Annotated in this window: 26 protein-coding genes and 1 riboswitch; of the genes, 15 read left to right on the top strand and 11 right to left on the bottom strand. The window is 43.9% G+C overall.

Annotated elements, in window-relative coordinates; translation table 11 throughout:
* Positions 1-43: 43 nt before the first annotated feature.
* On the top strand, positions 44-991 hold the full coding sequence (gene cysK / locus DK428_RS03040; protein ID WP_109064313.1) for a cysteine synthase A: 948 nt from the start codon (positions 44-46) through the stop codon (positions 989-991).
* A 73-nt stretch (positions 992-1,064) separates the two neighbouring features.
* On the opposite strand, the gene DK428_RS03035 is transcribed toward cysK, so the two are convergent.
* The 4 genes from DK428_RS03035 to pth all read right to left on the bottom strand — a co-directional run bounded on the left by DK428_RS03035 (position 1,065) and on the right by pth (position 4,148).
* Positions 1,065-1,646 carry a uracil-DNA glycosylase family protein gene (locus tag DK428_RS03035; protein WP_109064312.1) on the bottom strand — a complete coding sequence of 194 codons (582 nt, stop codon included), beginning with the start codon at positions 1,644-1,646 and terminating at the stop codon, positions 1,065-1,067.
* Between the two features lie 196 nt (positions 1,647-1,842).
* A complete protein-coding gene (gene ychF, locus DK428_RS03030; RefSeq protein ID WP_005705014.1) occupies positions 1,843-2,934 on the bottom strand; it encodes a redox-regulated ATPase YchF in 1,092 nt (363 codons plus the stop codon).
* Between the two features lie 25 nt (positions 2,935-2,959).
* The gene (locus DK428_RS03025; protein WP_109064311.1) at positions 2,960-3,553 is read right to left on the bottom strand and encodes a hypothetical protein; all 594 of its coding nucleotides are present in this window, start codon (positions 3,551-3,553) and stop codon (positions 2,960-2,962) included.
* A 10-nt stretch (positions 3,554-3,563) separates the two neighbouring features.
* Positions 3,564-4,148, bottom strand: a complete 585-nt coding sequence (pth, locus tag DK428_RS03020; RefSeq protein WP_050693098.1) for an aminoacyl-tRNA hydrolase — start codon at positions 4,146-4,148, stop codon at positions 3,564-3,566.
* A gap of 387 nt (positions 4,149-4,535) precedes the next feature.
* Here pth and DK428_RS03015 point away from each other — a divergent pair, with 387 nt between their 5' ends.
* Complete coding sequence (locus tag DK428_RS03015) at positions 4,536-5,900, top strand: diaminobutyrate--2-oxoglutarate transaminase (RefSeq protein ID WP_109064310.1); 1,365 nt, start codon at positions 4,536-4,538, stop codon at positions 5,898-5,900.
* 95 nt (positions 5,901-5,995) lie between these two features.
* Positions 5,996-7,531, top strand: a complete 1,536-nt coding sequence (gene ddc, locus DK428_RS03010; RefSeq protein ID WP_109064309.1) for an L-2,4-diaminobutyrate decarboxylase — start codon at positions 5,996-5,998, stop codon at positions 7,529-7,531.
* 94 nt (positions 7,532-7,625) lie between these two features.
* Here the strand turns inward: ddc and DK428_RS03005 are convergent, their stop codons facing one another.
* Both DK428_RS03005 and serB read right to left on the bottom strand, forming a co-directional pair.
* Positions 7,626-8,117 (bottom strand): YajQ family cyclic di-GMP-binding protein, encoded by a 492-nt coding sequence (locus DK428_RS03005; RefSeq protein WP_021616827.1) that lies wholly within the window; start codon positions 8,115-8,117, stop codon positions 7,626-7,628.
* Positions 8,118-8,127: 10 nt separating this feature from the next.
* Positions 8,128-9,072 carry a phosphoserine phosphatase gene (gene serB, locus DK428_RS03000; RefSeq protein ID WP_109064308.1) on the bottom strand — a complete coding sequence of 315 codons (945 nt, stop codon included), beginning with the start codon at positions 9,070-9,072 and terminating at the stop codon, positions 8,128-8,130.
* 76 nt (positions 9,073-9,148) lie between these two features.
* Here serB and DK428_RS02995 point away from each other — a divergent pair, with 76 nt between their 5' ends.
* On the top strand, positions 9,149-9,826 hold the full coding sequence (locus DK428_RS02995; protein ID WP_109064307.1) for a YtjB family periplasmic protein: 678 nt from the start codon (positions 9,149-9,151) through the stop codon (positions 9,824-9,826).
* Positions 9,827-9,923: 97 nt separating this feature from the next.
* Here DK428_RS02995 and rpsT read toward each other — a convergent pair whose 3' ends face one another.
* Positions 9,924-10,187, bottom strand: a complete 264-nt coding sequence (gene rpsT / locus DK428_RS02990; protein WP_109064306.1) for a 30S ribosomal protein S20 — start codon at positions 10,185-10,187, stop codon at positions 9,924-9,926.
* 268 nt (positions 10,188-10,455) lie between these two features.
* Between rpsT and murJ the strand changes: the two genes are divergently transcribed.
* From murJ to ileS, 3 genes are all read left to right on the top strand, one after another.
* Positions 10,456-12,027 carry a murein biosynthesis integral membrane protein MurJ gene (gene murJ / locus DK428_RS02985; RefSeq protein ID WP_109064305.1) on the top strand — a complete coding sequence of 524 codons (1,572 nt, stop codon included), beginning with the start codon at positions 10,456-10,458 and terminating at the stop codon, positions 12,025-12,027.
* Between the two features lie 83 nt (positions 12,028-12,110).
* Complete coding sequence (gene ribF / locus DK428_RS02980; RefSeq protein WP_109064304.1) at positions 12,111-13,130, top strand: bifunctional riboflavin kinase/FAD synthetase; 1,020 nt, start codon at positions 12,111-12,113, stop codon at positions 13,128-13,130.
* 39 nt (positions 13,131-13,169) lie between these two features.
* Positions 13,170-15,992 carry an isoleucine--tRNA ligase gene (gene ileS, locus DK428_RS02975; protein WP_109064303.1) on the top strand — a complete coding sequence of 941 codons (2,823 nt, stop codon included), beginning with the start codon at positions 13,170-13,172 and terminating at the stop codon, positions 15,990-15,992.
* A 68-nt stretch (positions 15,993-16,060) separates the two neighbouring features.
* On the opposite strand, the gene DK428_RS02970 is transcribed toward ileS, so the two are convergent.
* From DK428_RS02970 to DK428_RS02955, 4 genes are read right to left on the bottom strand one after another with little or no spacing between them, the layout of a single operon-like run.
* Positions 16,061-17,008 (bottom strand): ABC transporter substrate-binding protein, encoded by a 948-nt coding sequence (locus DK428_RS02970; protein WP_109064302.1) that lies wholly within the window; start codon positions 17,006-17,008, stop codon positions 16,061-16,063.
* 18 nt (positions 17,009-17,026) lie between these two features.
* Positions 17,027-17,674: a thiaminase II gene (gene tenA, locus DK428_RS02965; RefSeq protein ID WP_109064301.1), complete on the bottom strand. Its 648-nt coding sequence runs from the start codon at positions 17,672-17,674 to the stop codon at positions 17,027-17,029.
* An 8-nt stretch (positions 17,675-17,682) separates the two neighbouring features.
* Positions 17,683-18,429, bottom strand: coding sequence for an ABC transporter permease (locus DK428_RS02960; RefSeq protein WP_109064300.1), 747 nt, complete (start codon positions 18,427-18,429; stop codon positions 17,683-17,685).
* On the bottom strand, positions 18,426-19,148 hold the full coding sequence (locus DK428_RS02955) for an ABC transporter ATP-binding protein (RefSeq protein ID WP_109064299.1): 723 nt from the start codon (positions 19,146-19,148) through the stop codon (positions 18,426-18,428). Before DK428_RS02955 ends, DK428_RS02960 begins: the two co-directional genes overlap by 4 nt.
* Before the next feature lie 70 nt (positions 19,149-19,218).
* A riboswitch (TPP riboswitch) is annotated at positions 19,219-19,306 on the bottom strand.
* Between the two features lie 177 nt (positions 19,307-19,483).
* On the opposite strand from DK428_RS02955, the gene lspA reads away from it, so the two are divergent.
* The 8 genes from lspA (at position 19,484) to rpiA (ending at position 25,061) form a co-directional block, all read left to right on the top strand.
* Positions 19,484-19,975: a signal peptidase II gene (gene lspA, locus DK428_RS02950; RefSeq protein ID WP_109064298.1), complete on the top strand. Its 492-nt coding sequence runs from the start codon at positions 19,484-19,486 to the stop codon at positions 19,973-19,975.
* Entirely contained in the window at positions 19,975-20,919 is a 945-nt protein-coding gene (gene ispH, locus DK428_RS02945; protein WP_065294703.1) for a 4-hydroxy-3-methylbut-2-enyl diphosphate reductase, read from the top strand. Before lspA ends, ispH begins: the two co-directional genes overlap by 1 nt.
* Positions 20,920-21,204: 285 nt before the next feature.
* Entirely contained in the window at positions 21,205-21,531 is a 327-nt protein-coding gene (locus tag DK428_RS02940; RefSeq protein ID WP_109064297.1) for a helix-hairpin-helix domain-containing protein, read from the top strand.
* 109 nt (positions 21,532-21,640) lie between these two features.
* Positions 21,641-22,240: an RdgB/HAM1 family non-canonical purine NTP pyrophosphatase gene (gene rdgB, locus DK428_RS02935; protein WP_109064296.1), complete on the top strand. Its 600-nt coding sequence runs from the start codon at positions 21,641-21,643 to the stop codon at positions 22,238-22,240.
* A 55-nt stretch (positions 22,241-22,295) separates the two neighbouring features.
* Positions 22,296-22,619 carry a YbjQ family protein gene (locus DK428_RS02930; protein ID WP_005701684.1) on the top strand — a complete coding sequence of 108 codons (324 nt, stop codon included), beginning with the start codon at positions 22,296-22,298 and terminating at the stop codon, positions 22,617-22,619.
* Between the two features lie 13 nt (positions 22,620-22,632).
* Positions 22,633-23,790, top strand: a complete 1,158-nt coding sequence (gene hemW / locus DK428_RS02925; RefSeq protein WP_109064295.1) for a radical SAM family heme chaperone HemW — start codon at positions 22,633-22,635, stop codon at positions 23,788-23,790.
* Positions 23,791-23,938: 148 nt separating this feature from the next.
* A complete protein-coding gene (gene imm40 / locus DK428_RS02920) occupies positions 23,939-24,232 on the top strand; it encodes an Imm40 family immunity protein (RefSeq protein WP_109064294.1) in 294 nt (97 codons plus the stop codon).
* Positions 24,233-24,404: 172 nt separating this feature from the next.
* Complete coding sequence (gene rpiA / locus DK428_RS02915; RefSeq protein WP_109064293.1) at positions 24,405-25,061, top strand: ribose-5-phosphate isomerase RpiA; 657 nt, start codon at positions 24,405-24,407, stop codon at positions 25,059-25,061.
* Positions 25,062-25,084: the final 23 nt, after the last annotated feature.

The raw sequence follows: 25,084 nt of genomic DNA, 5'->3' as shown, positions 1-25,084 counted from the left end.
GCCTTAAACTACTTAAGTAAGATCATTGGGAGAACAAAATAATATGACGATTCATAACGATAATTCTTATTCTATCGGTAATACGCCATTAGTGCGTTTAAAACATTTCGGTAACGGCAACATCGTTGTCAAAATCGAAGGTCGTAACCCAAGTTACAGCGTGAAATGCCGTATCGGTGCCAACATGGTATGGCAAGCGGAAAAAGACGGGGTTTTAACCCAAGATAAAGAAATCGTGGATGCGACCAGCGGTAACACCGGAATCGCTTTGGCGTATGTGGCGGCTGCTCGTGGGTATAAAATCACCTTAACCATGCCTGAAACCATGAGCACCGAACGTAAACGTTTATTGCGCGGCTTGGGTGTAAATTTGGTGTTAACCGAAGGCGCTAAAGGTATGAAAGGCGCTATTGCCAAGGCAGAAGAAATTGTGGCGTCCAACCCGAATCGTTATGTGATGTTAAAACAATTTGAAAATCCGGCAAACCCTGACATTCATCGCAAAACAACCGGTCAAGAAATTTGGAAAGATACCGAAGGCAAAGTTGATGTTGTCGTTGCTGGTGTTGGCACAGGCGGTACTATTACCGGTATTTCCCGCGCCATTAAATTGGATCACGGCAAACAAATTACCTCTGTTGCGGTTGAACCCGCCGAATCCCCGGTGATCACACAAACCCTTGCCGGTCAAGAAGTTAAACCGGGTCCGCATAAAATCCAAGGGATCGGCGCCGGCTTTATTCCGAAAAATCTCGATCTTTCATTAATTGACCGCGTGGAAACCGTTGATAGCGATACCGCCATTGCAACAGCCCGCCGTTTAATGGCCGAAGAAGGCATTTTAGCGGGGATTTCCTCCGGTGCTGCGGTAGCTGCAGCAGATCGTTTGGCAAAATTATCTGAATTTAAGGACAAATTAATTGTCGTAATTTTACCATCTGCATCAGAACGGTATTTGAGTACCGCATTGTTTGACGGTATCGAGATCTAATCGAATTGTTCCAAATTTGGCCTGTCGTGTGACAGGCTTTTTTTGTTTCTTAGAAAATGATGTGAAATTACAATTAGCGGGATAAGATTTCTTGTACCCGTTGTTGTAATCTTGGCACGACTTTTTGCTCAAACCACGGATTTTTCGCCAACCAAAGCTGATTACGCGGCGAAGGGTGAACTAACGGCAAAAAGTGCGGTAGAAATTTTATGTAATTTTTTACGGTTTCCGTTACGTTTAGCGTGTTTTCCGGTAAGTAATATTTTTGTGCATATTGGCCGATCAAAATAGTCAGCTCGATATTCGGTAAGTCTGCCAAAATGAGCGGATGCCATTTCTCCGCAAAACCTTTGCGTGGCGGCAAATCTCCCGATTTACCTTTGCCAGGATAGTAAAAATCCATCGGAATTACGGCAAATAAATCGGAATGATAGAAGATTGCACGATCCACACCTAACCACTCACGCAGGCGGTCGCCGCTTTTGTCGTTCCAATATAAACGGGTTTGTTCTGCTTTTACGCCAGGCGCTTGCCCCACAATGTTAATTTTGGCGCCGGTTGGCGCGGCAAATAGCGGTTCTATACCACGTTCGGTGAAGGGTTGATTTTGCAGATCCGCCATAATGGCGTTTTTGATTTGGGAGAGGGTAGGCATGGGACATCCTTATATTTCTAGGGAGGCTAGCGGGCATTTGCATTTTTCATCATTATTTCAACGCTCCTGTCAACCGATTGGCTACATCCGCCATACTTGTATTGCTCGTATGAAAGCGTTGCTTGATATCGAATGCTTTTTTAATTACATAAAAAAATACCGCACTTAAAAAGTGCGGTCAATTTTTTGAATGTTTTTATACATTAAATCTAAAGTGCATAACATCGCCATCTTGCACGATATAATCTTTCCCTTCCAACCGCCATTTGCCGGCATCTTTGGCACCGTTTTCACCTTTGTATTGGATGAAATCGTCGTAGGCAATGACTTCAGCGCGGATAAAGCCTTTTTCAAAGTCGGTATGGATTACTGCAGCGGCTTTCGGTGCGGTGGCGCCAACAGAAACCGTCCATGCGCGTACTTCTTTCACGCCGGCAGTGAAGTAAGTTTGTAAATTTAAAAGAGCATAACCGGCACGAATGACACGGTTTAAGCCCGGCTCTTCAATGCCGAGATCTTGTAAGAACTCGAGTTTTTCATCATCATCCAGTTCTGCGATTTCCGCTTCGATTGCGGCACACACCGGCACCACGACAGAGCCTTCTTTTTCAGCAAATTCACGGACTTTGTCGAGGTATGGGTTATTCTCAAAACCGTCTTCGTTCACGTTAGCGATGTACATGGTCGGTTTTAAGGTTAAGAAATTATAGCTTTTGATTGCTAGTAATTCGTCTTTGTCCAACGGCACGGAACGAATCATGCCTGCTTCAGAGAGCACCGGTAAGATTTTTTCCATCACGGAAAGCTCAAATTTCGCATCTTTATCGCCGCCTTTAGCACGTTTTTGTAAACGTTGAATCGCACGTTCACAGCTGTCTAAATCGGCTAACGCCAGTTCGGTGTTAATGGTTTCAATATCATTTAACGGATCGATTTTGCCCGCAACGTGTACGATATCATCGTTTTCAAAACAACGTACGACATGGCCAATGGCGTCCGTTTCACGGATGTTGGCGAGGAATTTGTTACCCAAACCTTCGCCTTTACTTGCACCTGCAACCAAACCTGCGATATCCACAAACTCCATGGTGGTTGGTAATACGCGTTCAGGTTTAACGATTTCTGCTAAGGCGTCTAAACGCGGATCCGGCATTGGCACTACGCCGGTATTTGGCTCGATGGTGCAAAACGGATAGTTTGCCGCTTCAATGCCGGCTTTGGTTAAGGCGTTGAAAAGTGTGGATTTGCCCACATTCGGCAGGCCCACGATACCACATTTGAATCCCATAATTTTTCCTATTTTGACTTAAATATTAGTGAAGATCGCATTTTTTGTATCGAACTTCTTTTCCTAGATGTGCTTGAATTTTTGTATCTTTTTGATTTGATAATGGCTCGATCTCATGAATAAACATTCTGCAATATTTACTGTCAGAACCGTATTGAATTTCATAGTCTTTTCCCGCTTGAGGTGTGAATTCTCCAATAATTTGACAGCTGGCGATGAAATACTCGCTTCCTCGTATAATGGTGGGCACGTTGGCAGGAATGACTTGTTCAATAAAAGAATCTGTCTCAAAATAGCTTGAACGTTCTAGTGCTTTTGCGCTTTGTTCTGTGAGGGGAATGCCTACACTCACACTTTTTAAGGTTCTTTTTGGTAAACCATTATGTCTATTGTCACGATGGAAAGGGTTTTGGCTGACTGCTTTTTTTCTATCGTTTTGTACATCTTTGCACGTTAAATCACTAACAACTTTGGTTGTTCCATTTCCATTAGATTGATATACACGAACTCGAGCTTCTTCTTTAGGGTCGTAACTAACCTTTTTCTGAACAAGTACCGCTTTGGCAGAACATCCTGATATAACAATGCTTGCGATGATGACTAAAGTACTTTTTTTCATGGTTTTTCCCCTAAATTTTAAAACTATTCAGTCGATTAGTGGCTTTGACGATGCCGTCTTTGAAAAGCAGTTCCACGCAATTTGCCGCTTCATCCAAGGCTTTTTCAAGAGCTTCGCGTTCACTTGGTGACGGTTTGTTTAATACATAACCCGCCACTAAATCACGATGTCCCGGGTGACCGATTCCAATGCGCAGACGATAAAAGTTGTTGTTATTGCCCAATGCGGCAACGATATCTTTTAAGCCGTTGTGGCCGCCATGTCCGCCACCCAATTTCAGTTTAACGCTACCGGGCGGTAAATCTAACTCATCATGCAGGACTAAAATTTCTTCGGGTTTGATACGATAAAAATTCGCCAATGCGCCTACCGCTTTGCCGCTTAAATTCATAAATGTCATCGGCACCAAAAAGCGGATTTCTTTGCTATTAATCAGTGTTTTTCCCACATAACCGGAAAACTTATTCTCCGCATTTAATGTGATATTAAACCGCCGTGCTAAGCGTGCAATTAACCATTCTCCGGCATTGTGGCGGGTGTCTGCGTATTTATCGCCGGGATTGCCAAGTCCAACGATTAACTTAATTTCTGACATAGTCTGTTTACGTGAATAAAAATAGTGGCGTATTGTAGCGAAAAAGGTAGAAAGGCTCAATGCGTGTGCTAAGATTGCTATCACATTATCAAAGTGATACAGGTCTGATCTGTCGTGTAGAAAAGGTTGTTTGGTTTAGACGTATTTCCTTTTCGTTAAAGGAATGTAAAATGACCCAGTTTTGTTATAACCCTATATCAAAACTGTTTCCAACCTAGCCCATTCTTTACGGGCAATTAGGGTAAAAACAAAAAAAGCTGAAACGCTTTTTTTTATAAGTAGCGAGTCAAATGCCCCATGATCTCTGTTGTTTACGGCAGAAAGCTTAGGCTTCCCGCAAGGCACCCGACTTATTTTTTTCACCTCTTTTAGAAGGTTTTATCTTAAATGACTATTACTACCCCTGTGAAAGCAGTTCTTGCTTCAAATCAATATTTCTTAGATCGTCAAGATGTGATGGAATCCAATGTGCGTAGCTATCCGCGCAAATTGCCTTTTGCCTATGCTAAAGCCCATGGCTGTTGGGTGACGGATGTTGAAGGTAATGAATATCTGGATTTTTTGGCCGGTGCGGGTACGCTTGCCTTAGGTCACAACCACCCCGTGTTAATGCAATCAATTCAAGATGTGTTAGACAGCGGATTACCTTTGCACACTCTAGATTTAACAACACCGTTGAAAGATGCGTTTAGTGAAGAGTTGTTATCATTTTTCCCACAAAATAAATATATCCTGCAATTTACCGGTCCTTCCGGTGCGGACGCCAATGAAGCGGCCATTAAATTAGCCAAAACCTATACCGGGCGCGCTAATGTGATTGCGTTCTCCGGGGGATTTCACGGCATGACTCATGGCGCGCTTTCCGTTACCGGTAATTTAGGCGCAAAAAATGCCGTGCAAAATCTCATGCCCGGTGTGCAATTTATGCCGTATCCGCACGAATATCGTTGTCCATTTGGTATTGGTGGCGAAGCCGGTGCAAAAGCAGTTGAACATTATTTCGAGAATTTCATTGAAGATGTCGAAAGCGGCATGGTAAAACCTGCGGCGGTGATTCTTGAGGCTATTCAAGGGGAAGGAGGTGTTGTACCGGCACCTATTTCATTTTTGCAAAAAGTACGTGAAGTAACACAAAAACACGGTATTTTAATGATTGTGGACGAGGTTCAGGCAGGTTTTTGTCGTTCCGGTAAAATGTTTGCCTTTGAGCATGCAGGTATTGAGCCTGATATTGTGGTGATGTCCAAAGCGGTTGGTGGCAGTTTGCCGTTAGCGGTGCTTGCCATCAAGAAAGAATATGATGCTTGGTTGCCGGCAGGACATACGGGGACATTTCGCGGCAATCAACTGGCCATGGCGACAGGTTATGCCTCATTAAAAATTATGCGGGATGAAAACCTTGCACAAAACGCGAAAGAGCGTGGCGAATACTTAACCAATGCGTTACGTGAACTGGCTAAAACTTATCCTTGTATCGGTAATGTACGTGGCAAGGGCTTGATGATGGGAATCGATATTGTAGATGAACGTCAGGCGCAAGATAGTACAGGGGCTTATCCACAGGATGGTGAACTTGCAGTGGCTATTCAGAAGGCCTGTTTTAACAACAAATTATTGTTAGAGCGCGGTGGCCGTGGCGGTAATGTGGTGCGCGTGCTGTGCGCCGTCAATATTAACCAAGCGGAATGCGAAGAGTTCATCAAACGCTTCACGAAATCTGTAGCCGAAGCATTAAACACGGTGCGTGGTTAATCCCTATTTGTTGTAAGGGCGGGCTATGATGTTCGCCTACTTTTTGTCAATGTTTTCGGCGGATATGTTGCTCCGCCCCTTACGGGAAATTAAAAATGACAACTCTTTCAAAACACAAACAATCCCTTTTTTGTAGTGATCCACAATCTATTGCCGACTACGAAAATGCTATGGAAAAGGCCGTAAGTGCGGTCAGTTTTTGGCTTAAAAATGAGAAAATGTACACCGGTGGTTCAATAAAACAGATGCGAGCCTTAATTGATGGTTTTCATCCTACAGAGCAGGGCGTGGGCATAGAAAATGCGTTAGCACATTTGGTAGATATTTTCTTAACTCCAAGTTTGAAAGTGCATCATCCGCATTCGTTGGCGCATTTGCATTGCCCGACCTTGGTAACCAGCCAAATTGCTGAGGTACTGATTAATGCAGCCAATCAATCTATGGACTCTTGGGATCAAAGCCCGGCGGGGTCTATTATGGAAGAGCATTTGATTAACTGGCTTCGCCAAAAAGTGGGGTATGACAAAGGGACATCGGGTGTGTTTACCTCAGGTGGTACTCAATCTAATCTCATGGGAGTGCTATTGGCGCGTGATTGGGCAATTGCCAAGCATTGGAAAAACGCCGATGGCAGTGAATGGTCGGTACAGAAAAACGGTATTCCGCCAGAAGCCATGGTAAAGGTGAAAGTGGTGTGTTCCGAAAATGCACACTTTTCCGTACAAAAAAATATGGCAATGATGGGCATGGGCTTTCAGTCTGTGGTGACGATGCCGACAAACGATAATGCTCAAATGGATATAGTTGCTCTTGAACAAACCCTCGCCAAACTTAATGCAGATGGCAAAATTGTGGCCTGTATCGTGGCCACTGCAGGCACCACAGATGCGGGGGCTATTGATGATTTAAAGGCGATTAGTCAACTTGCCGACCAATACCAAACCTGGTTGCATGTAGATGCCGCATGGGGAGGGGCGTTATTGCTCTCCAAGCATTTTCGACATTTGTTGGATGGTATTGAACTTGCCGATTCCATCACTCTTGATTTCCATAAACATTTCTTCCAAAGCATTTCTTGTGGTGCATTTTTGCTGAAAGAGGAGACTAATTATCGCTTTATCGATTACAAGGCGGATTACCTCAATTCCGAATATGACGAGCAGCACGGCGTGCCGAATTTAGTGGCAAAATCATTACAAACTACCCGCCGTTTTGATGCTTTGAAATTGTGGTTTACGGTAGATGCTTTGGGAGAAGCATTGTATGCGTCAATGATTGATCATGGTGTGTATCTTTCTAAGCAGGTGGAAAATTATATCAATGCCACAGAGGGGTTGGAAATGTTAGTGCCGACTCAATTTGCCTCAGTGTTATTCCGAGTAAATCCAAAAGATTATCCGGCAGAATTTGTGGATGCGTTAAACCAAAATGTGGCGGATGAGCTTTTTGCTCGCGGTGAGGCCAATATTGGCGTAACTAAAGTGGGCGATAAGCAGTCGTTAAAAATGACTACACTTAGTCCTATTGCTACATTGGAAAATGTGCAAGCCTTGCTGTCACAAGTACTGAACGAGGCTGAGCGTATTAAAGATGAAATTAAAAACGGAACTTATGTGCCACCGATTGATTAGCGAAAAGGCTAACCAAAATACATAAAAATAAGACCGCACTTTGAGGCGGTCTTATTTTTTTATGATTAAAGTGCGGTCGTTTTTGAAGGCGTTTTTAATCGCGGAAATTATTGAATTGGAATGGTTGTCCCAGTTCGGCGGTTTTGACGAGTTGAATCACGGCTTGTAAATCATCACGGGATTTGCCGGTAACGCGGACTTGCTCGCCTTGGATTTGGCTTTGGACTTTGATTTTGGAATCTTTGATAAGCTTAGTGATCTTTTTCGCCATGTCGGTTTCAATGCCTTGTTTCAGCTTGATTTCTTTGCTGTAGGTTTTGCCGCTGTGTTCATAGTCGGCAGGAATATCCAAGGAGGTAGATTCGATGTTACGTTTAATACACGCGTTACGTAAGATGTCGATGAGTTGCTCCACTTGGAAATCCGATTCGCTGCTCACTTTAATAGTTTCGTTTTTTTCGTTAAATTCAATTGCGGCTTGTACGTTACGGAAGTCCCAACGGTTAGTGAGTTCGCGGTTAGCGTTTTCCACGGCGTTGCGAATTTCGTGTCCGCTGATTTCGGAAACAATGTCGAATGATGGCATGGTTTTCTCCTTATTTAATTTTGTCGTTTGCACTTAAAATACATAAAAGTGCGGTTAAATCGGTGAAATTGACGATAACTTGCGCCAATTGTTGTACTTTTGGTTTAGCGTGATAAGCCACGCCGACATCGGCAACTTGCATCATGGCGAGATCGTTGGCGCCGTCGCCGATGGCAACGGTATTTTCAGTGGCGATGTTAAATTGTTGTGCCAACTGTTGTAAGGTTTGCGCTTTGTATTGCGCATCCACAATGGTGCCTTGTACGTTGCCTGTAAGTTTGCCGTCAATAATCTCGAATTGATTGGCAGCAATAAAATCTAAGCCGAGTTTTTGTTGTAATACTTCGGCAAAATAGGTAAATCCACCGGAAGCAATGGCTACTTTCCAGCCGTGATTTTTGAGTTCTTTGACCGTTTCGACCAATCCCGGCATCAGCGGTAAATGTTGTTTGACCTCTTGCAAAATGCCTTCCGGTGCATCTTTTAAGGTAGCAACCCGTTGGCGTAGACTTTGACTAAAATCGAGCTCGCCACGCATGGCACGTTCCGTAATGGCGGAAACCATGTCACCGGTGCCGGCAAGTTTGGCGATTTCATCGATACATTCAATTTGGATGGCGGTGGAATCCATGTCCATCACCAATAATCCCGCTTGCTTCAAACTGGCGTGAAAGTTTAGCAGCGCAATATCCAGTGCTAATTCATGGGCAATACCAATCCATTCCGTTTTCCACTCGCCTTTGAGCAACACCACGGTGTTATGCAACAGATTCCACGCGGCAAAACACAAAAAATTTTCACCGCACTTTTGCTGAAAAGCCTGTAACTTTGTGAGATTTAGGTTGTCGGAGTAGAGAATAAACGCCTGCGCCGACTCACAAGGTTGGTCGGCAAACAATGGTGCCGGGAGAGACGGAAAGTGATTGAGGATATCGGTCAGATTTTGTGTTTGCATAAAAATCCTGTAAATTGTAGCGGTTTTCAAAAGGCGGTTTATTCTAGCTTACTTATTCACCTTTGGGGAAAATAACTTGCATTTAGTAAAAGAAAAAATGATTAAATTTATGATGTTCTTTGGCATTGTTTTGTTATGCGCGGGCATCATGGCAGTCATTTTATTTGGCGTAAAACAGTTCAAAATCGGTTCACAACTTTCTAGCGTAAACCAAGTGGCGAATGTGTCCCATTTACTGACGCGTCAACAAGCCAGTTTGTTCTCGATGTTATTGGTCAATAACGCGAAAACCGAACGACTGGTGGAAAATTTGGATAACTTTGTGAAAGAAGAATTTGTGTTAGATGCCGCCCTCTATGCGCGTAATGGTGAGTTATTGGCGCAAAGTACGAATTCGCCTGATATGCGAAGTTTATTGGGATTGGATAAACAGGAAGACAAAGAGGCGGACTCACAACAAATCGTCGAACCGATTTATTCGTCTAACGGTGTAGAAGGCTTTCTACGCGTGACTTTTGATGCTAAATACGGGCAATCGACAAAAAGCAAGATTAATCAGATTTTTCATCGTTTATATGGCGAAATTATTATTGTGTTTTTAGTGGGCGTGTTGTTTGCCAGCAGTCTACATTATTTCCTCAGCCACTACCGCCGTAGCCATATTCATGTGGTAGAAAAAACGCCTGTATTGAGAAATAAGACCACGCAATCGAGAAGTAAATTATTTCATCAGCGGCGTAGGAGAGTGAGATAGGCAAAGTGCGGTGGTTTTTACCGACATTTTTTACCATTTCAATGAAAACAAAAAACCGCTCATTTTAGCGGTTTCTCTTTAAATTATAAGGCAAAAATTAGGCTAATTTTTTAATTTGTGCAGCTAATTTAGATTTGTGGTTGGCTGCTTTGTTAGCGTGGATTAAGCCTTTAGAAGCCATGCGGTCAACAACTTTTTGCATTTCAACGAATGCTGCTTCAGCTGCTACTTTCTCGCCCGCTGCTACTTGAGCATAAACTTTTTTGATGTAAGTACGCATCATAGAGCGTTGGCTTGCGTTGTGTTTACGGCGTTTTTCAGATTGAATCGCACGTTTTTTTGCTGACTTGATATTAGCCAAGGTCAAACTCCTAAAAATTTCTGTTAGTTAATAGTGACAAAATAGGGGCGTAAATATGCCGATTTCTTATACATTTGTCAACGGGAATTTTGTGTTGATTTCGGTGAGACACAACCGAAGTAGGCATCGTTATTCTTAACAAGCTCTTTCTAAATAGGCTCACCAAACGATGTGCGCGGGATTTTAACAGTTTTTTCCCTTAGAATATAGCGTAAAAACGAAATTTCTATACAATTAGGCAAATTTTATTTTTATAGAGTGCAGTATTTTGAGTAAGAGGTTATTAAAATCGGGCATTATCGTGAGCGCCATGACGTTGGTATCCCGTGTATTGGGGTTGGTTCGCGATGTGGTGATTGCCAATTTAATCGGTGCCGGTGCAGCGGCGGATGTGTTTTTGTTCGCTAATCGTATTCCTAATTTTCTCCGTCGATTATTCGCCGAAGGGGCGTTTTCACAAGCGTTTGTGCCGGTGTTGGCGGAGTATCAAAAATCCGGTGATTTATCCAAAACCCGTGAATTTATCGGCAAAGTGTCCGGCACCTTGGGAGGCTTGGTCACGGTCGTTACGTTATTAGCGATGATCGGCTCGCCGGTGGTCGCGGCCATTTTCGGAACAGGTTGGTTTGTGGATTGGTTGAATGACGGGCCAAATGTGGAAAAATTCACGCAAGCCTCGTTGTTACTTAAAATCACCTTTCCTTATTTATGGTTCGTGACCTTCGTTGCGCTGTCCGGTGCGATTCTCAATACCATCGGCAAATTCGGCGTGATGTCGTTCTCGCCGGTGTTGCTCAATATTGCCATGATTGCCACCGCACTTTGGCTGGCACCGCAGTTGGAAAATCCGGATTTAGGCTTGGCTATCGGGATCTTTCTCGGCGGTTTATTACAATTTCTGTTTCAACTGCCTTTCTTATATCAAGCCAAATTATTGGTGAAGCCAAAATGGGCGTGGCATGACGAAGGCGTGAAGAAAATCCGCACGCTGATGATCCCCGCCTTATTCGGTGTTTCCGTGAGCCAAATCAACTTGCTGCTTGATACCTTTATCGCCAGCTTCTTAATGACGGGTTCCATCAGTTGGCTGTATTATTCCGACCGCTTGTTAGAGTTTCCTCTTGGCTTGTTCGGTATCGCCATTTCTACGGTGATTTTGCCGACCCTTGCCCGTCATCATGTGAACCGTGACGATAATGCCAAAAGTGCGGTAGATTTTCGCAACACAATGGACTGGGGCGTACGCATGATTTTATTGCTTGGCGTGCCTGCCATGATCGGCATTGCCGTGTTGGCGCAACCGATGTTGCTCGTGCTGTTTATGCGCGGTAGCTTTACCTTTAACGATGTTCAGGCCGCCTCTTATTCCCTGTGGGGCTTTAACGCAGGGCTTCTGAGCTTCATGTTAATCAAGATTTTGGCCAACGGTTATTACGCCCGCCAAGATACCAAAACGCCGGTGAAAATCGGCATCATCGCCATGGTGAGCAACATGGCGTTCAATCTGTTAGCAATTCCTTTTAGCTACGTGGGCTTGGCAATTGCCTCTGCCATGTCGGCGACGTTAAACGCTTTCTTGCTTTATCGTGGCTTGGCGAAAGCGGATATCTATCATTTCAGCCGTCAAAGTGCGGTGTTTTTTCTAAAAGTTTTTTGCGCTGCCGCTATGATGGGGCTGTTGGTTTGGTATAACAGCCCAAGCTTGATCGAATGGAATGCCATGAGCTTTTTCAACAGGGTATATTGGTTGGCTTGGTTGATTGTTTTAGCCGCGATAGTTTACGGTGGAATGTTGCTGTTGTTGGGTATTCGGAAACAGCATTTAAGCGGGGCTAATTAGCCGCAAATTAGTTTTTGTGGCGCATGGATTTATGCGTATAATACCGAAATATTTTTTGATTGAAATTTAATGGAACAGATGTAATGCAACTCTTTCGTGGCTTGGGAAATTTACCGCACAATTTGCAAGGTTGCACATTGACAATTGGCAATTTCGACGGGGTGCATTTAGGGCATCAAGCGATTTTGCGCCATTTACGCCAAAAAGCGGACGAGCTGAACTTGCCTATGGCGGTTATGTTGTTTGAACCCCAGCCGCGAGAATATTTTCTGGGTGAAAAAGCCCCCGCGCGCTTAATGCGTTTGCGTGACAAATTGCATTATCTCAAACAAGCGGGCGTGAACATTGTCATCGTGGCAAAATTTGACCGCACTTTTGCGGGCATGCCGGCCGAGCAATTTATAGAAGATTGGTTGGTGCGCACATTAAACGTTAAGTTTTTGAGTATCGGCGATGATTTCAAATTCGGCGCCAAACGCCAAGGCAACTTTGCTATGTTGCAACAAGCCGGTGAAAAGTTTGGTTTTACCGTCGAAGATAACCGTAGCTTTTGCTTGGATGAGCTGCGAATCAGCAGTACAGCGATTCGCGAAGCGTTGGCAAATGATGATTTAACGTTAGCGGAAAAATTACTTGGGCGTCCTTATCGTATTTTAGGCCGCGTGATTCATGGCAATCAGCTTGGTCGCACCATCGGCTTTCCTACTGCGAACATTCGCTTGCATCGTCAGGTGAATCCGGTCAAAGGGGTTTACGCGGTTAGAGTATTCATAATCGAGCCTAGCTCGATTATTCACCCCTCCGGGGCCGTCGAACAAGCCGACGTTCAAAACGCTTCGCGTTTTGTGCGGTTAAAATCCGGCGCGTTTTTTAATGGGGTCGCGAACATCGGCACCCGCCCGACCATCAATGGCGTGAATCAATTATTAGAAGCACATTTATTTGATTTTCAAGGCGATATTTATGGACAATGGTTGGAAGTCGAGCTATGCCATAAAATCCGCAATGAAATGAAATTTGCGTCTTTTGACGATTTAAAAGATCAAATTGCGAAGGATGTGGAAACAGCGAAAAACATCTTTAAAACCGACCGCACTTTTTAGAACACAAATTTTAATTTTTACATAACACTGGAATATAAAATGACTGATTATAAAAATACCCTTAACCTTCCCGAAACGGGCTTTCCGATGCGTGGTGATTTAGCCAAGCGCGAGCCCGTGATGTTAAAAAACTGGTATGAAAAAAACCTTTATCAAAAAATTCGTGAAGCCTCAAAAGGCAAAAAATCCTTTATTTTGCACGATGGCCCTCCGTATGCGAACGGTAGCATTCATATCGGCCATGCGGTGAATAAAATTCTGAAAGATATTATTGTTAAATCCAAAACCGCATTAGGTTTTAACTCTCCTTATATTCCGGGTTGGGACTGTCACGGTTTGCCAATTGAATTGAAAGTAGAAGGCTTAGTAGGTAAGCCAAATGAGAAAATTTCGGCAGCGGAATTCCGTCAAAAATGCCGCGAATATGCCGCGGAACAAGTTGAAGGTCAGAAAAAAGACTTTATCCGTTTAGGCGTGTTGGGCGATTGGGATAACCCTTATTTGACGATGAACTTTGATACTGAAGCGCATATCATTCGTACGCTTGGCAAAGTGATTGCTAACGGCCACTTATACAAAGGATCCAAGCCGGTGCACTGGTGTTTGGACTGCGGTTCTTCTTTGGCTGAAGCGGAAGTGGAATACGAAGACAAAGTTTCTCCGTCTATTTATGTGCGTTTCCCGGTAGTAAGTGCGGTGGAAATTGAAGAGAAATTTAATGCAGTAGGAAAAGGTCATGGCAAATTATCTGCAGTAATCTGGACAACCACGCCTTGGACCATTCCGTCTAACCGAGGTATCGCTTTGAATGCGGAATTGGAATATAACCTCGTGCAGTTAGGCGATGAACGCGTGATTTTAGCCGCTGAATTAGTTGAATTCGTGGCGAAAGCAGTTGGCGTGGAACAAGTTGAAATTTTAGGCTCAGTGAAAGGTCAAGAGCTTGAGTTAGTGCGTTTTAACCATCCGTTCTATGATTTCACCGTGCCGGTGGTTTTAGGCGAACACGTCACTACCGATGGCGGTACCGGTTTAGTACATACCGCACCGGATCACGGTTTAGACGACTTTATCGTGGGTAAACAATATGACTTACCGATGGCTGGCCTTGTATCTAATGACGGTAAATTTATTTCAACGACTGAATTCTTTGCAGGCAAAGGCGTATTTGAAGCCAATCCATTGGTTGTTGAAAAATTGCAAGAAGTGGGCAACTTATTAAAAGTTGAGAAAATCAAACACAGCTACCCACACTGCTGGCGTCATAAAACCCCGATTATTTTCCGTGCGACTCCGCAATGGTTTATCGGCATGGAAACACAGGGTTTACGCCAACAAGCATTAGGCGAAATCAAACAAGTTCGCTGGATTCCGGATTGGGGTCAAGCGCGTATCGAGAAAATGGTTGAAAACCGCCCTGACTGGTGTATTTCCCGTCAACGTACTTGGGGCGTACCGATGACCTTGTTCGTGCACAAAGAAACCGAAGAACTTCATCCGCGTACTTTAGAGTTACTTGAAGAAGTGGCGAAACGTGTAGAGAAAGCCGGTATTCAAGCATGGTGGGATTTAGACGAAAAAGAATTATTAGGTGCGGACGCAGAAACCTATCGCAAAGTGCCGGATACCCTTGACGTATGGTTTGACTCAGGATCAACCTATTCTTCTGTTGTGGCGAACCGTCCGGAATTTAACGGTCAAGATATCGATATGTATTTGGAAGGTTCCGACCAACACCGTGGTTGGTTTATGTCTTCTTTAATGCTTTCTACTGCAACAGACAACAAAGCGCCATACAAACAAGTATTAACCCATGGCTTCACCGTGGATGGTCAAGGCCGCAAAATGTCAAAATCCATCGGCAACATCGTGACGCCACAAGAAGTGATGGATAAATTCGGTGGCGACATTTTACGTTTATGGGTGGCCTCTACTGACTATACCGGTGAAATGACCGTTTCTGATGAAATCTTAAAACGTGCAGCGGACAGCTATCGTCGTATTCGTAACACGGCACGTTTCTTGTTAGCGAACTTAAACGGTTTTGATCCACAACGTGATGCGGTGAAACCGGAAGAAATGATTAACTTAGATCGTTGGGCGGTGGCTTGTGCATTAGACGCTCAAAACGAAATCAAAGACGCGTACGATAACTATCAATTCCACGCCGTAGTGCAACGCTTAATGCGTTTCTGTTCTGTGGAAATGGGCTCGTTCTACCTTGATATTATCAAAGACCGTCAATACACCACCAAAGCGGACAGCCTTGCGCGCCGTAGTTGCCAAACAGCGTTATGGCACATTGCCGAAGCGTTGGTACGTTGGATGGCACCAATCCTTTCCTTTACCGCGGATGAAGTGTGGGGCTATTTGCCACAAACGGCGACGGCACGTGCAGAATTCGTCTTCACTGAAGAATTTTACGAAGGCTTATTTGGCTTAGGCGCGAACGAAAAATTAGACGATGCTTACTGGCAACAACTGATCAAAGTACGTTCTGAAGTGAACCGCGTATTAGAAATCGCCCGTAACGACAAAGTGATCGGCGGCGGTTTGGAAGCGGAAGTCACCGTTTACGCTAACGATGAATATCGTGCCTTATTGGAACAATTAGGCGATGAATTACGTTTCGTATTAATTACCTCAAAAGCAGAAGTGAAAGCATTGGCGGATAAACCGGCGGATGTGGCGGCAGGCGAGTTAGAGGGGATTGCGGTAAGTGTTGCTCGTTCTCAAGGCGAAAAATGCCCACGTTGTTGGCATTATTCCGACAAAATCGGCGTGAATCCGGAACATTCGACACTTTGCCCGCGTTGTGTAGAAAACGTTGCAGGTAACGGCGAAGTGAGACGTTTTGCTTAATCATGTAGTAGAGCCTAAATAAAAGTGCGGTCAAAATTGACCGCACTTTTTGATCGTAAAGCATTTACTTATTTTTTCAGCTCCGTGGCGTAATGTTCTACTGCTGTTTTGGATTTCAATAACCCTTGTTGCAACATAAAGTCCGCCATTTTTTCATAGTTTGCTTTATTAAAGCTACCCGGCTGTTTACTCAAATAAGGCAGCGTGTCTTTCCAAGCACGGCGATTGAGTTCGTTATCCAATTCTGTCGGTTTATAGCTGACAAAAAGCTGCCAACTTTCTTCCGGATGTGAATTGAGGTACTCGGTGGCTTGTTGTAGTGCACCGACAAAATCTTTGTATTTCGCTTCATGAATCTTGTCTTTATTGGCGACGATAATTAATTCATCATAGGTCGGCACGCCATGCTGTTCAGGGAAAAACGCCTTGCCCTGATAACCTTCAATGGCTAATTGATTCAATTCAAAATTGCGGAATGAACCAATAACCGCATCCACTTGTTTGCTAATTAAAGAAGGGGAGAGAGACCAATTCACATTAATCAGTTGAACATCTTTATTACTTAAATTGGCAGACTTCAACATGGCATCCAACAGCGCTGTTTCAAAGCCACTAACGGAATAGCCGATTTTCTTTCCTTTCAAATCCGCTAAGGTTTTGATGCCGCTGTTTTCCAACGTGACCAAGCTGTTTAACGGAGAATCTGCCAATGTCGCAATGCGCACCAAAGGCAGTTTTTCATCCACTTGAATATGCAGTTGCGGTTGATAATCTACGGCTAAATCTGTTTTGCCGGCGGCGACCAATTTAGGCGGCAGAGATGGATCGGCGGGTTCAATAATATCTACCTCCAGATTATGCTCGGCAAAAAAGCCTTTTTGCTGTGCGACGATCAATGCAGCGTGATCCGGGTTGACAAACCAATCCAGCATTAAAGACAGTTTTTGTTTTTCTGCCGCCTGAACGCTAAGCGAAAGCGCGCCGATAATTAATGTTGAAAGAATGTGTTTTTTCATTGTAGCTCCTTTTTGTGGTTAAGCGAGATCCAGCCCCATTTGCCAAAAGGCAATTTCCATGCGGGTGGCCGTCGTAAAGATGTGTTGAATATGATTTTGTTGGGTTGGGGTAAAGTCGGTACAAAGTGTGGTCAAAAAGGCGGATGTTTCTTCCGCTTCTTTCTGAAAAGCCTCCGAAGCATAGGTGTCGATCCACGTTTGATACGGATTATTGGCTAAGCGTGGGTAGTTTTCTGTGATATAGCGTGCAATTTGTGCATAGCCTACGGCACAAGGCGTAATGGCCGCATAAATTTCCGCTAAACCACCGGTAGCACCGCAATCCAATAAATAGCGGGTATAGGCAACACAGGCAGCGCTTTCTTGGGTGGCAAATATTTCCGCTTCACTGATGCTCCATTGTCGGCAATAGGCCAAATGCAATTGAATTTCCTGACAAATACTTTCAAGACTTTTTCGAGGTATTTCCATTTGGCTAAAGTTTTTGGCTTTAAAGATAGCTAACGCAAAAGCGCGGCTGTAATGGAACAGGTAAAGGTAATCCTGCTTTAAATAATGACGAAAGCATTCGGGCGGCAAGGTGCCGCAGGCCAATTGTTTGACAAAGTCATGTTCTACATACTGTTGCCAATAAGGTTGAGCGTTTTTAATGAGTTGGTTGAGCATTTTTCCTCCTAATGCACATAACTGACCCACGGCAGGGCTTTGCGCAGTAATTTATCCACGATGAAATAAAGGCAAAGCGCCATGAGCAAAAGTAAAAATAGCGCCGCAAACATCAAGTCGATTTGCATTCGGGCATTGGCTTGCAGCATTAAATAGCCCAATCCTTCCGAAGAACCGACCCATTCCCCCACAATGGCGCCAATGGGCGCAATGGAGACGGCAATGCGTAATCCTGACGCTAATGCAGGCAACGCCGCCGGTAAACGGACTTTCAATAGCATCGCAGCAGGTGAAATACGCAAGGTTTGGGCAAGTTGAAGCCAGGGTTTCGGCGTGTTGCGTAGGCCGTCATAGCAGGCTGCCGTGACGGGAAAATAGATAATCAAAATCGCCATGGTGATTTTGGATGCCATGCCATAACCAAGCCATAATATGAGCAATGGTGCGATGGCAAACACCGGAATGGCTTGTGAAATCACCAATAATGGCATTAAGAAAGCCGAGATTTTACGGGAAAGAGTAAGTAGTAGCGCAGAAGATAGCCCGAATAGAAAACCGAAAATTAAGCCTAACAAAATTTCCAACAACGTAATTTGGGCATGCATGAAGAGCAAGTCTGCTTGAGTCATTAATCGTTGCCATACGGAGAATGGGGCAGGCAATAAGTAGGGCGGCACATCAAACAGACTGATAATGCCTTGCCATAACGCAATTAACAGGGCGCTTAATAAAACGAGACGGGCTATTTTCTTCATGTTGGCTCCGCCATTAATTGTTCGATAAGCCTATTTTGCAGCGCCCACAGTGCCTCTTGGTGAAGCTGATGGGGCTTTATGGGATTTAATTGAGCAACCTGTTTTATTTGCACCGGTTGTCCTTGTAATACATAAATTTTTTCCCCTAAACGAATGGCTTCTTGCGGATCATGGGTCACCAAAATCACAGTTTTCTCTTTCAGTAGTTCACAGGCGAGATTTTGTAACTGTAAACGGCTGACCGCATCCAGTGCAGAAAAGGGTTCGTCCATTAAAATTAGATCGGCATCTTGCATTAAGGTACGCGCCAGTGCCACCCGTTGGCGTTGTCCGCCGGAAAGCTGATAACAAGGTTTATGCCAATGATCCGCCATGCCGACGGCATGTAATAGTTCTTTGGCTTTCTCTTGGGTTTTAGCATTTTTCTGACCCTGGAGGTGCTGCGCCAACTGCACGTTATCCAACACGGAAAGCCATGGGAATAAACTGTCTTGCTGTGCCAACCAAGCCGCTTTGATGTGGTGGGCAAATTGGATATGGCCTTGGGTAATTGCGGTTTGTTCCAAGCCTGCAATGGCGCGTAATAAAGTGGATTTCCCCACACCGGAGCGCCCGAGCAACACAACCCATTCCCCTTGTTCTACGCGAAAATGAAGATCGACAAATAGCGGCTTGCGATCGAATTGCAAGCATAGATGTTGGATATCAAGGCAAGGCATCGCAGGCTAACTTAGCGAGGGAGGCAAAAAGTGCGGTGGATTTTAAGAATGTTTTTAAAAAGAATGGCAATATAGACATGATTTAGTTTCCTACGTCAGTGTTAACTGTTTCAGGTTCACGGGTATTATCTCAGCCAATGGCACCCCGACTAATGATTGTGCAGAGTCTATCGAAAAAAATGTGAAAAAACAAATTACTCTGTTGAATTTTGTGATCTCTGTCATAGAGAAATCCTGCCTTTTCGTTGTGTTTCAAATCACTTTTTCTTTATAAAGTCTTACCTTGTGCTAGAATGGCGACCTAATTTTTATGATGGTTTTATTTAGGAAAAACTATGTCCCAACAAAAATCCGGACTCTCTTTTCTCTGGCTAAGTGCGGTCGCTTTTGTGCTTGATTTACTGACGAAGTATATTGTGGTACAAAAATTTGCTTTGTATGAAAGTGTGAACATTCTGCCTGTCTTTAATCTCACTTATGTGCACAATACTGGCGCGGCATTTAGTTTTTTAGCAGATCATGATGGTTGGCAGAAATTCTTTTTTATCGGTTTAGCGGTCGTCATTTCAAGTATGTTGATTTATTTTATGGCGAAAAGTGAGGCCGCCCAGAAATTGCAAAATGCGGCTTATGCGCTGATTATCGGCGGGGCGTTGGCGAATGCGGTAGATCGTGCTTATAACGGTTACGTAATCGATTTCTTCGATTTTTATTGGCGGGATTGGCGTTATCCTGTATTTAACGTGGCGGATATTGCCATTTGTGTGGGGGCCGCGTTGATTGCTTTAGATGCATTCAAGCAGGGTAAAAAACAGGAACAGAAATAATGAAAATTATTTTAGCTAATCCGCGCGGTTTCTGCGCCGGCGTTGATCGTGCGATCAGTATTGTGGAATTAGCGTTAGAAATTCACGGGGCGCCTATTTATGTGCGTCATGAAGTGGTGCATAACCGTTTTGTTGTGAACGGCTTGCGTGAGCGCGGCGCCATTTTTGTGGAAGAATTAAACGAAGTGCCGGATGGTGCCATTGTGATTTTCTCCGCCCACGGCGTGTCTCAAGCGGTGCGTCAAGAAGCCAAAGACCGCAATCTCAAAGTATTTGACGCCACTTGCCCATTGGTGACGAAAGTGCATATGCAAGTGGCCCGCGCCAGTCGAAAAGGCACTAAGGCGATTTTAATCGGGCATAAAGGTCACCCTGAAGTGGAAGGCACCATGGGGCAATATGGCAACCAAGAGGGCGGCATTTATTTAATCGAAAGCGTGGAAGACATTGCGCATTTGCCGGTGCAGCAGGATGATGATTTAACTTTTATGACGCAAACCACGTTGTCTTTAGATGACACGGCGGAGACTATCACCGCTTTAAAAGAAAAATATCCTGCGATTCAAGGTCCGCATAAAAATGACATTTGCTATGCCACAACCAACCGTCAACAGGCGGTGCGCGAATTGGCGAAACAATCGGATTTGGTTGTCGTGGTCGGCTCTAAAAATTCCTCGAACTCTAACCGATTGGCGGAACTGGCTTCGCGCATGGGCGTGGCATCAAAATTGATTGATGACCCGAATGACATTCAAGCCAACTGGTTTGACGGCGTGCAAACTATTGGTGTTACCGCCGGTGCTTCTGCCCCGGAAGAACTGGTGCAATCGGTTATTTCCCGCCTAAAAGAATTCGGCGTCACCACCGTGGAGGAACTGCAAGGTCTTGAAGAAAATATGTTCTTTGAAGTGCCGAAAGAGTTGCGGGTAAAAGAGGTGAACTGAGTTCGTTCTGATGTTCGTTTGTAGGAAGGAGCACTCTTCTGTCTAATATCTCGATGGCGCGCGTTTCCTTATGCGTGCCTTTTTGTTTCTATCTGCACGTTATGACGCGTGCACGATCAACTAAATCCTCTCAAAAACATTCCAAATTTCTACCGCACTTTTCTTTATTTTGCGATCCGACTCCCAAAAGTGCGGTCATTTTCTCGTGCGTTTTTTTCTTTTCAGCAAAATACGCCCGTTGATTGATTCAACGCGTGTTTAACTTCAGTTAGAAAAGGAATCATTATGAAAGCAATGAAGCATCTTTTAGCCGCCGCTTTTGTGTTCGGTTCGGTGTTTGCGGGTTCTGCGATTGCCGCAGAAAAAACGGCTGAGCCGGTACAACTTGAACAACCGGCGGTGCAAAACAGTGTCGGTGATAAAGTGAATATTAACACCGCTACAGCAGCAGAAATTCAGAAAGCGCTTGTAGGCATTGGTGCGAAAAAAGCGGAGGCGGTTGTGCAATATCGTGAAAAACACGGTAATTTCAGCGCAGTGGAACAATTATTGGAAGTACAGGGGATTGGTAAAGCGACATTAGAAAAGAATCGCGATCGTATCGCATTATAATTTTTTCTTTTAGGTTAGTTTATGTGAAGACGAGGCAATGTTCCTCGTCTTTTTTATTGGGCATGGTTATAATATTCGGCATTTTTCCACCGCACTTAAGAGAGCAAAAATGAAACAAAAAATTGTATTGGCGACGGGCAACAAAGGCAAAGTCAAAGAAATGGCGGATGTATTGTCTGATTTCGGCTTTGAGGTTGTCGCACAAACGGATTTAGGCATCGACAGCCCGGAAGAAACGGGGTTAACCTTTGTGGAAAATGCCATCCTAAAAGCGCGTTATGCCGCCGAAAAATCCGGGTTACCGGCGATTGCCGATGATTCCGGCTTGGTGGTTGACGCGTTAAACGGCGCTCCGGGGCTGTATTCTGCCCGTTATGCAGGTGTGGATGGTGAACAAGCCGATGCTAAAAATCGTGAGAAATTATTAGCAGAATTAGCTAATGTGCCTGCTGAGCAGCGCAAAGCCAAATTCGTTAGCACTATCGTATTATTGCAACACCCGACTGATCCGTCGCCGATTATTACTCAAGGCGAATGCCACGGCGTGATCGCTTTTGAGGAAAAAGGCGATAACGGCTTTGGTTATGATTCGCTCTTTTTCAGCCCGGAGACAGGTTGCACCTTTGCCGAGCTGGAAACCGTTGAGAAAAAGAAAATTTCTCACCGCGCCCGTGCATTAGCGATGCTTAAAACAAAATTAGGCGCATAAAAGTGCGGTCAGTTTTTACAAAGAATTTTTACAGAGAATTTTTTAAGGACACAACATGATTATTACCACAACCAACACCATTGAAGGCAAGCAAATCGTCGAATATAAACAGTTAGTTTTTGGCGAAGTGGTTGCCGGCTCAAACTTTATTCGTGATTTCTTCGCAGGGATTACCGACATCATCGGCGGCCGTTCAGGCATGTATGAATCACGCATTACGAAAGCGCGCAAAGAGGCTTTAGAAGAGTTGGAGAAAAATGCCGCCGCATTGGGTGCCAACGCCGTTGTGGGGGTAGAGGTGAATTACACTACCATTACTTCCGATTCTAAAAGCATGTTTATGATTGTGGCCAGCGGCACGGCTGTCGTTGCTCGCTAATGTCGAGGATATTTTGAATCCGTTGGTTTTGCCTCCCCTGAGTTTATACATTCACATTCCGTGGTGCGTACAGAAATGCCCGTATTGCGATTTTAATTCGCATGCGCAAAAAGGCGCGATTCCCGAACAGGATTATGTGCGCCATTTAATTGCCGATTTAACGGCGGATTTAGCGCATTATCAAGAAAGCGTGCAACAACGCCCACTCCATTCGATTTTTATCGGTGGTGGCACGCCAAGCCTGTTTTCAGCAGATACCATCGCTTATTTATTACAGCAAATCGAACAGCGCATTCCCTTTGCGCCCAATATTGAAATTACCTTGGAAGCTAATCCCGGCACCGTAGAAGCCGAGCGTTTTTTAGGCTATGCCCAAGCGGGTGTGAATCGAATTTCTATGGGCATTCAAAGTTTTTCGGATGAAAAATTGCAAAAGTTAGGGCGGATTCATAACGCGGCCGAGGCCAAAAGTGCGGTCAAATTGGCGAGCGTTTCTCCTCTACGTAGTTTTAATCTGGATTTAATGCACGGCTTGCCGAATCAAACCTTAAACGAAGCCTTAGAGGATTTACGTCAAGCCATTGAACTGGCGCCGCCACATTTGTCTTGGTATCAGCTCACGATCGAACCGAATACCATGTTTGCTTATCGCCCACCGAAACTACCCGACGACGATGAATTGTGGGATATTTTCGAGCAAGGACATCAATTATTAACAGCGGCAGGTTATCAACAATACGAAACGTCTGCTTATGCCAAACCGGGGTTTCAATGTCAACATAACTTGAATTATTGGCGTTTTGGCGATTATCTGGCCATTGGTTGTGGGGCACATGGGAAACTCAGTTTTCAGAATGGCAACATTTTGCGTTACAGCAAAACGAAGCATCCGAAAGGTTATATGCGCGGGGAGTATAGGTATGAAGAGCGGGAGGTTAGCGTGCAAGATCGCCCTTTTGAATTCTTCATGAATCGCTTCCGTTTATTGGAAGCCGTGCCTAAAATAGAATTTGAACAATTCACAGGTTTGCCTCAAAGTGTAGTAGAAAATCAGATGATTTTTGCGCTTAAGCAATGTTATATCACCGAAAATACGGAAAGTTGGCAAATCACTGAACATGGTAAATTGTTTTTGAATGAACTGTTAGAACTCTTTTTGGAGAATGAATAATGGAATAATAATTTTTCTAACTTGTAAAAATAAGCATTCAAAATATCAAGCTGAAAATGTTTTTAAAGATATTAAATATTAAGACAGAGATAGAAAAATATTTATATTATGTTTGGTTATAATAAATGCTCTCGGAGTACGCAACTTTATGAATGAATTGATAAATATTTATATTAATTATGGGGTTAGTTTATTTGAGGAAGGAGAGGATACAGTAATTATTCCAATAAATTTTTCCATTAGCATTGTAAGTATCTTAGAAAGTTTAAATTTATTTATTTTAGGGGGAGATATCTATAGAAAAAATGATGATAAATTTGAACATACTTATGATAATTGGTACTACGAGGGAAATTTTCAAAGCGAAAGTATTAGAAGTGCTAGAAAATATTTAGAGAATCTAAATGATCAAAATTTATATGTGTCATTTGTTATTAAATAAAAAATAGAGCATTTGTAACAAATTCTATTTTCCTGAAGCATAAGATAAAAGATAGTATAGTGTGAATGCGTAGCAAAACATAAATGAGTTGGTGGCTACAATTACGCTTGTTTATTCTCCCCATTAATATTAAAGTGAAGTAGGTGATTTCCCGCCAATTGAGGACAAAAAAATGAATCAACTTGAAATGAAAAAAATCGCCGCACAAGCGGCTTTGCAATTTGTGAAGCCGGAGATGATCGTAGGCGTGGGTAGCGGTTCTACCGTAAATTGCTTTATTGAAGCACTTGGTTCAATGAAAGATGAAATCAAAGGTGCTGTAGCAGCTTCTAAAAATTCGGAAGAATTACTGAAAAAACATGGTATTGAAGTATTTAGCGCAAATGATGTGACGAACTTAGATATTTATGTTGATGGCGCTGACGAAATTAATCCGCAAAAAATGATGATCAAAGGCGGCGGTGCGGCGTTGACACGTGAAAAAATTGTGGCTGCACTTGCAAAAAATTTCATCTGCATTGTGGATAGTAGCAAGCAAGTTGATGTGTTAGGCTCTACATTCCCGTTACCGGTAGAAGTGATCCCGATGGCGCGTTCACAAGTGGCGCGTAAATTGGTGGCACTCGGCGGAGCGCCGGAATATCGTGAAGGTGTAGTAACCGATAACGGCAACATCATTTTAGATGTGCATAATTTTGAAATTCTTAACCCGGTAGAAATGGAAAAAGAATTAAATAACATCGCGGGCGTCGTGACCAACGGCATTTTTGCCTTACGCCCTGCCAATACGGTGATTGTCGGCACACCGAACGGTGCAAAAATAATCTAAAAAATAATAAATGGAGAGCAAGC

Origin of the sequence: Aggregatibacter kilianii (assembly GCF_003130255.1) — a bacterium.
In the GTDB taxonomy this organism is placed as follows: Bacteria; Pseudomonadota; Gammaproteobacteria; order Enterobacterales; family Pasteurellaceae; genus Aggregatibacter; species Aggregatibacter kilianii.
Note: the sequence above shows the minus strand (reverse complement) of the source record. Positions and strands in the feature narration are given on the sequence as shown.